Origin of the sequence: Synechococcus sp. B60.1 (genome assembly GCF_047462555.1) — a bacterium.
Taxonomy (GTDB): domain Bacteria; phylum Cyanobacteriota; class Cyanobacteriia; order Thermostichales; family Thermostichaceae; genus Thermostichus.
In genome coordinates, this window is sequence record NZ_JANSJN010000035.1 from 1,371 (window position 1) to 3,965 (window position 2,595).

A 2,595-nucleotide genomic window follows, 5' to 3' on the forward strand; every position below is an offset into this window, starting at 1 on the left:
GCGGTGGCGCAGCAGGTCAACAGCCTCTCTCCCCAAGAGCGCTCCGCGGTGTTGACCCCCGCTCTCCAATACCTTGCTGAGGTGGATCCCGACAGTGCCCGCTGGTTTGTTCGCCACCTCATGGCCCCCGCCGTCAAAGCCCAACTGCGAGCAGGGATCCTCAAAGCCGCCCAAGATTACCTGCAGGAGGCCGGCTTCCAAGAAGGGATCGACTACGAGCTCAAGCCCCATCCCCAATCGGGGGGCCAGATCTTGAGCCTTAGCCGCCGAGCCCTGCCCTACGCCGCCCCGGATGACGATCCCTTTGGGCAGTTGTTGCTATCGGAGTTCTGCGAATTGCGGGACTAGACCACCATGGGTAGCACAAGTTATCGGCTGCAGATGCTCGACATCACCGCCCTGCCCCAATTGCTGGAGCTGGATCGACGCTGCTACGGCGGACACTGGGGGGAACAGGGGTATCGCGCGGAGCTGGAACGGCCCACCAGCACGGTGATTGGGGTTGTGGCGGAACCGGTTGCCGTTGGCGCTTCCTATGGCTTGGGCCGAACAGAGTTCTCCCTTCCCTCTCCAGACCTCGCGACGCAAACAGCACCAGCGCTGGTGGGCTTTGGCATCCTCTGGCGCATCGAAGAAGAAGCCCACATCATCTCGCTGGCGGTGGATCCCGGTCACCGGCGACAAGGCTTGGGCCGCAGGATCCTAGAAGCGCTCCTAGACCAAGCTAGGGCAGCAGGCTGTCGCTGGGCCACGTTGGAAGTGAGGGCTTCCAACCACGCCGCCATCCACCTCTATGAATCGGCAGGGTTTCAATTGCTGGGACGCCGCAAGGGCTATTACAACAACGGAGAAGATGGGCTGGTGTATTGGAAGAAACCGATTTAAGCTTAGGAAAAACCAACACTAAAGAACTGCAAAAGTTTTCCCCTATACACCTAAACCTTAAATTTTCTTGGGCAGCACCCCTGCAGCTTGGCTCAACCCTTGCCACCCATGGATAGATGTAAAGCTTTGTTTCAAGACCCGCCGTTTCTTTTGACATTTGAGGCTTTCTCCCAGACAAACCCAGCTTGCCCAAGGAAGCACTTCAGGCTAACCTACTTTTATCATTTGTCCATCCTGAGCATTTCAGGCTGTGAGGGTAATTATGGACACCCCTGTAAACACTTTTAGAGATGAGACTGTCTCTTTTTTTGTCAATCTTTGGTCCAGGCTTGTCGATTTTATGCCCAATCTGCTGGCGGCGGTTTTCATCCTAATTCTGGGTTGGTTCGTGGCCACGGCGGTGGCCTTCGGCGTTCGGGGGCTGCTCAAGCGGACGCAGCTCGATAACCGCCTGGCTGCTTGGATTATGGGCCAAAAGCCTGGGGAGAAGCTGCCGCAAACGGAGCGTTGGGTGGCCGCTGCTGTTTACTGGATCATCCTGGCTTTTGTGTTGGTGGCGGTGCTGAATGCCCTACAGCTTCAGGCCGTCTCCGATCCGCTCAATCGGTTTTTAGGCGAAATCTTTGTCTATCTGCCGCGGCTGGGTGGAGCCCTGGTGCTGCTGGTGGTGGGCTGGGCGGTGGCCACGGTTGCCCGCCTAGCGGTCATTCGGGGGCTGCGGCGCTTTAACTTGGACGAGCGGCTGGCTCAGCCTCTCCAACAGGAGAGCGCTGCCGGTGAGGTGGGTACAGAAGGAACGGCTGCAAAGTCAGAGGGGGGGGCTGAGGTCGCTCCTTTTCTCTTGAATGAAGCTCTGGGTGACGCCCTCTACTGGTTGATTCTCTTGTTCTTTTTGCCGCTCATCCTGGATACGCTGAACCTGCGGGGGCCGCTGCGGCCGGTGCAAAACCTGCTGGATCAAATCCTGTCGATGGTGCCGCGCATTTTGGGAGCGCTCATCATCGGTGGGGTGGGTTGGTTTTTGGCCCGCATTGTGCGCGGCCTCATCTCGAATTTGCTGGCGGCAGCAGGAGCCAACCGCTTGGGGGCCCGCTTTGGCATTCCCCAGTTGGCCCAGATTGTCGGGACGGTGGCCTACATCTTGGTGTTGATCCCGGCGGTGATTGCGGCTCTCAATGCTCTGGAAATCCGGGCCATCTCGGATCCGGCGGTGGCGATGCTGGAGCAGGTGTTGCGGGCCATTCCCCGAATGGCAGGATCGGCTCTGATTCTGGCCGTCTTTTACTGGCTGGGGCAGTTTTTGGCGGGCTTGGTGACCCAGTTGCTGCAGGCGGTGGGCTTCGACCGCTTGGCTGCTGGCCTGGGCTTGCCCTTGGCCCCTGCTCCTGAAGCGCCTGCTGCTGAAGGGGAGTTGGTGAAGCGGCGCACCCCCTCTGAGATTGCTGGACTGGTGGTCTGGGTGGGCGTGGTCTTGTTCGGGGCGGTGCCGGCGGTGGAGCTGTTGCAGTTTGCCGCTTTAACCGACATCGTAGAGGGGCTGTTGCTGATTTCCGGGCGGGTGCTCATCGGCGCCTTGGTGTTCGGGATCGGCCTTTACCTGGCCAATTTGGCCCATTCCATGATCAAGAGCTTGGGCAACCCCTCTGCAGGCGTGCTGGCGCAGGCGGCGCGGGTGGCCATCTTGGTTTTCGTCGGCGCCATGGCCTTACA

The 2,595-nt window shown here is 59.5% G+C and carries 3 protein-coding genes; all 3 read left to right on the plus strand.

What is annotated here, in order from left to right; translation table 11 throughout:
* A partial coding sequence (locus tag NW863_RS05635; RefSeq protein WP_414365088.1) for a hypothetical protein occupies positions 1-348 on the plus strand: 348 nt, incomplete at its 5' end.
* Positions 349-354: 6 nt separating this feature from the next.
* Positions 355-885, plus strand: coding sequence for a ribosomal protein S18-alanine N-acetyltransferase (gene rimI / locus NW863_RS05640; protein WP_414348053.1), 531 nt, complete (start codon positions 355-357; stop codon positions 883-885).
* A 340-nt stretch (positions 886-1,225) separates the two neighbouring features.
* The coding region (locus NW863_RS05645; protein ID WP_414365089.1) for a mechanosensitive ion channel at positions 1,226-2,595 on the plus strand (1,370 nt) is incomplete at its 3' end.

What these genes read in the sequence shown, in the direction of transcription:
- rimI (WP_414348053.1), top strand. Translation starts at nt 355, where the DNA reads ATGGGTAGCACAAGTTATCGGCTGCAGATGCTCGACATCACCGCCCTG.